General features: G+C 45.5%; 7 protein-coding genes. 2 read left to right on the plus strand and 5 right to left on the minus strand.

Going from position 1 to position 6,186, the window contains the following annotated elements; all coding sequences use genetic code 11:
• Positions 1–6: 6 nt before the first annotated feature.
• Both C1752_RS26200 and C1752_RS26205 read left to right on the plus strand, forming a co-directional pair.
• A complete protein-coding gene (locus tag C1752_RS26200; RefSeq protein ID WP_110988998.1) occupies positions 7–909 on the plus strand; it encodes an NmrA family NAD(P)-binding protein in 903 nt (300 codons plus the stop codon).
• A 361-nt stretch (positions 910–1,270) separates the two neighbouring features.
• Positions 1,271–2,329 carry an IS110 family RNA-guided transposase gene (locus C1752_RS26205; protein ID WP_110988999.1) on the plus strand — a complete coding sequence of 353 codons (1,059 nt, stop codon included), beginning with the start codon at positions 1,271–1,273 and terminating at the stop codon, positions 2,327–2,329.
• Between the two features lie 802 nt (positions 2,330–3,131).
• Here C1752_RS26205 and C1752_RS26210 read toward each other — a convergent pair.
• The 5 genes from C1752_RS26210 to C1752_RS26230 form a co-directional block, all read right to left on the minus strand.
• Positions 3,132–3,926, minus strand: a complete 795-nt coding sequence (locus C1752_RS26210) for a sulfotransferase domain-containing protein (RefSeq protein ID WP_110989000.1) — start codon at positions 3,924–3,926, stop codon at positions 3,132–3,134.
• 182 nt (positions 3,927–4,108) lie between these two features.
• The gene (locus C1752_RS26215; RefSeq protein WP_110989001.1) at positions 4,109–4,822 is read right to left on the minus strand and encodes an IS6 family transposase; all 714 of its coding nucleotides are present in this window, start codon (positions 4,820–4,822) and stop codon (positions 4,109–4,111) included.
• 92 nt (positions 4,823–4,914) lie between these two features.
• Positions 4,915–5,118, minus strand: coding sequence for a hypothetical protein (locus C1752_RS26220; RefSeq protein WP_233501898.1), 204 nt, complete (start codon positions 5,116–5,118; stop codon positions 4,915–4,917).
• A gap of 108 nt (positions 5,119–5,226) precedes the next feature.
• Complete coding sequence (gene rbp / locus C1752_RS26225; protein WP_110989002.1) at positions 5,227–5,496, minus strand: RNA-binding regulator; 270 nt, start codon at positions 5,494–5,496, stop codon at positions 5,227–5,229.
• Between the two features lie 112 nt (positions 5,497–5,608).
• A partial coding sequence (locus C1752_RS26230) for a double-stranded RNA binding motif domain-containing protein (protein ID WP_233501899.1) occupies positions 5,609–6,186 on the minus strand: 578 nt, incomplete at its 5' end.

The raw sequence follows: 6,186 nt of genomic DNA on the forward strand, positions 1-6,186 counted from the left end.
CCAATCATGACTAAGATCGACAAAACCAAACCCATTGTTTTAGTGCTTGGCTCCACCGGGCAAGTTGGAAAATTAATTGTGGAAGCCTTGAGTTACGACAAGGAAGTTCGCGTTCGCGTGACTTCTCGCAGATCCGAACAGGTTGAAGCACTGCGCCAACGAGGACAGGATGCCGTTTATCTAGATTTAGACGACCCACACACCTTTGCGGGCGCACTGGCGGGAGTCGATCGCCTTTTCTTACTCACAGGCTATACAGTAGCAATGCTCGTGCAGAGCAAAACCTTGATTGACGCGGCGAAAAAAGCAGGCGTACAACACATTGTTCATCTGGGCATTTTTGGCGAGTGGGACTGTACCGATCCGCACTTTGCATGGCATCAGATGATCGAGCGCTACATCGTAGCTAGTGGAATGGCTTGGACGCATCTCCACCCAAACTATTTCATGGAAAATCTGTTGGGAATTGCACCTTTAAAGGACGGTGTGTTTTCGATGTTTTGTGGCGATCGCCGTTTGGGCATGGTTGCTCTCAAGGATGTAGCGGCGGTGGCGGGAACGATATTGCGCGAAGGTTCAACCAAATTTGCGGGTAAGGACTACTGGATGAGTACGGTCGCTTTGAATGGCGCAGAAGCGGCCGTAATCTTGAGCAAGGTACTGCAACAAGAAATCCATTGTGACTACAAACAACCCGAAGACCTAGGAGACCTGTTGATGTCTGGAGATATTCCGGTTGAGCCAAACTATGCTGAGGCGAGTGTGGAGTTTATGCGCCAAGTCATGGATGGTCGGATGGGCTATATCGGCAGCGTCCGCGATGACGTGCAATTTGTTACGGGTAAACCTTCAACATCTTTTGAGCAATGGGCGATTGAGAATCGCGATCGTCTAATTCCAAACAAGTAAGCGATTCAAATTACGGCTGAGGAATAGATCGTGACGATCCTTTATCGCACCATTACTGTGAATGGATGCATAAAGATTGTGAAACCGCTGTATAACAACGCGGTGCAACGGACGGTATACAATTTGTTGGCGGCGATGCAGAGGTAGTCTGCCGCCGCTGACCTTAGCCGTTAATTTTCAACGACACCGAAGCGCACCAAAATACAGAGTGTTGTTTGGCAGAGTTTCCTGTAAGCCATGCAGGGAAAAGGCTATAGGCATCCTAAGCTAGGACTGGAGAATCTATGTAAGCCGCGTGGGAACGCCTCCGATAATCTGGAGGCACTAGAAAAACACCCTCAGAAATCTAGGGAGGCTTGCTATGAAAATCTTGGCAATTGATTTAGGGAAATTCAAGAGTGTGTCGTGTCTTTTGGATACTGAGAACAATCAAACAGAATTTCAAACTATACCAACATTGCGCTGGGCCTTTGAACAGTTACTCAATACAACTCACCCACACCAAGTCGTGTTTGAGACCAGTGCAGTCAGTGGTTGGGTTCATGACTTGTGTCAAAGCTTAGGCTATCGAGTATTGGTTGCGAACCCCAATGCAGATGCTTGGCAATGGCGGAACGTCAAACGAAAAACGGATAAAGATGATGCTCTTAAACTCGCCAAGCTGAGCGCACTAGATCAAATTCAATCTGTTCATATGCCGACTCCAGCAGCTAGACAGTATAAGCGGTTAGTAAAATTCCGTAAGACTATAGTGAGGCAAATCAATCAACTCAAAAATGGAATACGGGCTTTATTCTGCGCTCAAGGGATGACTATGTTGACCGGGGCGAAGGCTTGGACCCTTGAAGGACTTGCAAAATTAGAGAAGCATCGAAAGTCTTTATCAGAATGCAATATGGAAGAATTATGGCGAGGGGAATTAGATGTGGATCTGACGTTGCTTAACACCCTCTCAGAACAGCTAAATCAACTTGAGAAATACTTGACACAACGGGCTAAACAAGAAGAACGAGTGCAACTATTGATGAGTATTCCTGGGGTTGGACGGTGTCTGGCCGAAGTGATTGTCACTTGCTTGGATGATCCTCATCGCTTCCAAAATGCGAGACAAGTCTCATCCTATGCTGGCCTTGTTCCTCGTCAACATCAAAGTGGGCAAACCAATCGGCTAGGGAAGATTTCTAAACGTGGCTCTCGATTATTGCGTTCAACCTTAGTGGAGGCAGCTTGGCTCTCTTTGCAATACAACCCGTGGGCAGTAGAGATTTTTAATCGCATTAGTGGTGGACAAAAAACGCGCAGGAAAACGGCGATTGTGGCAGTGGCAAGAAAACTCCTTGTTCGCTGCTGGGCAATGTTACGGCACAATCAACCTTGGAATCCCATGTTGATGCAACAACTCGTTGAGAAGGCTGCTTAATGTCTGATTTCAATGAAACGCTCGAACCGTAACTTGCAGATCTACATTGTTTGCTAAGACAAATTACTCAATTGGATTTCCCGAGCATGAGCTTGTGATTTCTCATAATCTGCAAAAAGGTTGCTCTGGTGAATGAGCCATGCTCTATATTGTAAAGACTCTTGAGATAATGCAATATGAAGCTTTTCAACCCAAGAAAAGTGAACAGCATTAACAACTCGGATAGTTGGTTAGAAACCAATCTGATACTTTGACTACGCAGACAAAACACCTCGCTAATTCTTGTTCCTCATGGAATGAGCGCTTCAGGCTGAGGAAAAGTAAACAGACTCAGGAGGAAAATCTCTCAAACTATATTGACTCCGTTGGCGGCTTCATAGTTGAGAAATCCAGGTAAACAGGACGGGGAATTCTTGTACTCCTGCTGTTTATTCGCGACACAGCCACTTTTTGAGACCACGCTCTCAAATGAGAGAATTCGTATCTCTATCAGATCGAAGAAAGAAATTCATGCAAGGAGTTGCAGACCTCGAAGTATTATTCAAAGCAGCTTAACGACAACTGAGAGGGGAAATGGGAAGCCTCATGGACTTTTTAGATGATTTGGCTACCCAGATCTGACAATTTCCGATACCCTTCAAACTCATATTTAGAGGATAGCCCAGGATAATTTACAGGTGGGAAATGGCCTGATTTGTTGTGCGAGTGCTACCCATTTTGGGTGACTTTTGAACAGTTCCTAAATATATCATGATTTACACATAAGCTATAGATTGTTTAAGCTTTCCTTGCGGCACAGCCACTAATATTGTTGCGCTTCCATCCCTTGATCAATTGTCTTGTCAATGAATTCGATATCTTCTTGCGATAAATAGTCTAAATGCCCCCCTACTTTGCCTTTCCGTATTAGAAAGCTGTCTGGATCTTTAGTATTTGCCTGTCCAAGGACCGCAGTTTTTAGCTTGTTTTTACTTTCTAGTTTATTTAAATTTTTAAATGAGCAGTATTCTATACTACGATCAACATATTCCTCTGAAATATTTAGTTCGCCGAGAAAGCTCAGGACTTTCATTAGTGTGTCTTTAGGGGCAGTGTGTAGATCTTCATATTGAATAGAAATATACGTTCTAGGTCGATCTTGATTTTGAAGCCAAATATCATAAAACTTAAGTATTTTCAGTACACCGAATTCATCAGATCTAATGAATTCAGAAATCGTACCCTCAAAGTCCTTGCTTCTCTTTGTTGTGTGAAAGTATGAAGACACTAATGTATCTTTGATGTTTCGTTTTATTAGTAAAACTTTCTTCCCATGAAATTTCCGCTTACTTGTTGATAATTTATCGTATTTTAATAGAGCTGAAAAATGTGTCTCGTCATGAGTGAACTTTATTCTTGGTAGACCTATCCCCTTTGTCAATAATTTGGGCGAGAGTATTTCAATCTCTGGCAGATCATACTTTAGTGATAAATATTTTCTGATTAATGATTGAAGCCATGTTCTCCCACTCTTAGGATATGAGACTACATATATGTCTGTAGGACCATAAGTAACATAACGAAAAATACGGAGAGCAATAACTAGAAGTTTATTCATTGTGTTAGAATAGAACAGGTCAAATTAATAGTACTTTCAAAGTTAGCGTTTAAAAGGAAACTGTCAGTAGTGAGTAGCCAAGCCTGCTGAGAGCTGAGCTATTCTGGTAGGCTTGAACATAACCAAGGGTTGTGTTGCAACAACTAATTAGGGTACGAGAAAGCTAGGATTCCCCTGATTTTTTATACAGCTACCCCAAAGATGTCACAAATGAAGTGATTTTGAGACCGAATATCTCCTTTCTCAACACCAACGATCTGCCCCTTGCGAATCGCATTCATCGTCTCATACCCTCTGATTGTTCGCTTGGCACTCCAGAAGTCTTGAAACCCAAGTCCTGCTTTGACTCTAAGTTTCACAAATCTATGATCTTGCTCCAACAGGTTATTCAGGTATTTCACGGGGCGATGTTCACACTCTTCCGATAATTCACCTGATTCTTGCAGTTCCTCAATGGCTCTGGGATAGACCACGTATTTATCTGTGTTAATCACTCGGGGAAATTGCTCAACATGCTCTCGTTGTAAGACCTTACGCAGAAAGCGTTTAGCTGCTTGGGTGTCTCGCCTAGCTGTCAGTAAGAAGTCGAGCATGAAGCCTGATGAATCAATTGCTCGCCAAAGGTAATAGGAGCGACCTTTGATATCGATATACGTTTCGTCTAACTTCCATGAGTCGTTGGTGGAGCGAAGATGGCGGCGGCAGCGTGCATCAAGTTCAGGGCTATAGCGCTGAACCCATCGATAGATGGTGGTGTGGTCAACTGAAACACCCCGCTCAGCTAGCATTTCAGCAACGTCCCGATAGCTCAGTCGATACCGAAGATACCAGCGCACTGCCCACAGAATGATGCAGGGTGGATATTGGCGATATTTGAAAGGGCGATCAACAGGCATAACTGGAAGCTAGGAGTGGCAAGGCTCCTAGCCTACCATCTCCAGCTCCAATCCTTGCAACAGAACCCTCGCCTTCCGTCTCAGCGCAGCCGTCAAGATATCTGCGATATACCGACCGCATACCCTTCGCTCACAAGCTGTAGGCCAACTGACTCCCCTGCCTCTGCTACCGTCCGGCCATAGCGATCGCCCGTAATCTCCCGCAGTGCGATCGTTTGGCCGATAGGGTGCAATTGCTTGAGCCGTTGCGTTGCCGCATGATACTGAGCTGGTGAGATTACATCCTCCCCACCCACCCTGTGGAATCATTCCACAGGCAAACATCACAAAGGGACAACCCTAAGACTGTCCCTTGTTTTTTATGGATTGAGTTATGTGATTGTTCGCAGCCTAAAGACAAGGCATTACCAACCAGTGCCACCCCCGCTGTTTGTCTTGGGTCTTGCTTTGTTCACCTTGAGGTCGCGTCCCATCCACTCAGCTCCATCAAGAGCTTCGATGGCAGCTTCCTCTTCGGCATCTTTGCTCATCTCAACGAACCCAAAACCTCTGGGGCGTCCGGTTTCACGATCGGTCGGGAGCTTGACGCTTTTGACAGTACCGTATTCGGCAAAAGCACCGCTTAAGTCTGCATCGGTGACATCGTAGGAGAGATTGCCGACGTAAATTGACATAGATTGTTGTCCAGAAAATGAAAGTAAAATCGCAAAGCCTTGAAAAGACAATGCTTTGGTATTCTAGCGGCATCCATATGGAGCTACCCATCCGCTTTGTGAATTAGAACAATCACGATGAGTTTGATTGCTTGCCTTGAATCTCTTCAAGCACAAACATCGCCGCCCGTTGCTTGGTTAACTTCTTTTTCCCTGAGATCGCAATCCCCTCAATTCCTTCCCCTAAGAATTCCATAAAACATATACACCGATACCCTTCTTCAACTTCCTCGAACTCAAAGGTCGGTAACTCCCAGTCCATGAGCTGACAGATCTCGACCAACCGCCCCACATGATTCTGCCCATCAACCGGAGGCTTCTCTAGCAACGATCGCAACTTCTCCTCCTTCAAATCCACCATCGGTTCTACTTCAGCGACAACCACCGGCACCTCTGGCACAATCCGCGCATCAACACCCACCAGCTCCCCGTGAACAAAGGCAGAGAGCCATAACCAATAAGCCCGATGCCGCGCCACTTGTTTACGCAGATCGCAACCCGCCTCCGCCGTCGTCTGCAGCTCACCATCGATGTATACTTCAGCCCAGGCAAAAAAGCTGCTATCCTGCGATAACTCTGTACATTTCAGAGCATCCCAAGAATCCTCTTGAATAACAGCGATAGACAACACGCTGGCCGCATCCCGCACCT

This window comes from Acaryochloris thomasi RCC1774 (assembly GCF_003231495.1).
Lineage (GTDB): Bacteria > Cyanobacteriota > Cyanobacteriia > Thermosynechococcales > Thermosynechococcaceae > RCC1774.

Excerpts from the sequence above, each read along its gene's own strand:
- C1752_RS26200 (WP_110988998.1), top strand. The coding sequence starts at position 7 with ATGACTAAGATCGACAAAACCAAACCCATTGTTTTAGTGCTTGGCTCC.
- C1752_RS26205 (WP_110988999.1), top strand. The coding sequence starts at position 1,271 with ATGAAAATCTTGGCAATTGATTTAGGGAAATTCAAGAGTGTGTCGTGT.
- C1752_RS26210 (WP_110989000.1), bottom strand. The coding sequence starts at position 3,926 with ATGAATAAACTTCTAGTTATTGCTCTCCGTATTTTTCGTTATGTTACT.
- C1752_RS26215 (WP_110989001.1), bottom strand. The coding sequence starts at position 4,822 with ATGCCTGTTGATCGCCCTTTCAAATATCGCCAATATCCACCCTGCATC.
- rbp (WP_110989002.1), bottom strand. The coding sequence starts at position 5,496 with ATGTCAATTTACGTCGGCAATCTCTCCTACGATGTCACCGATGCAGAC.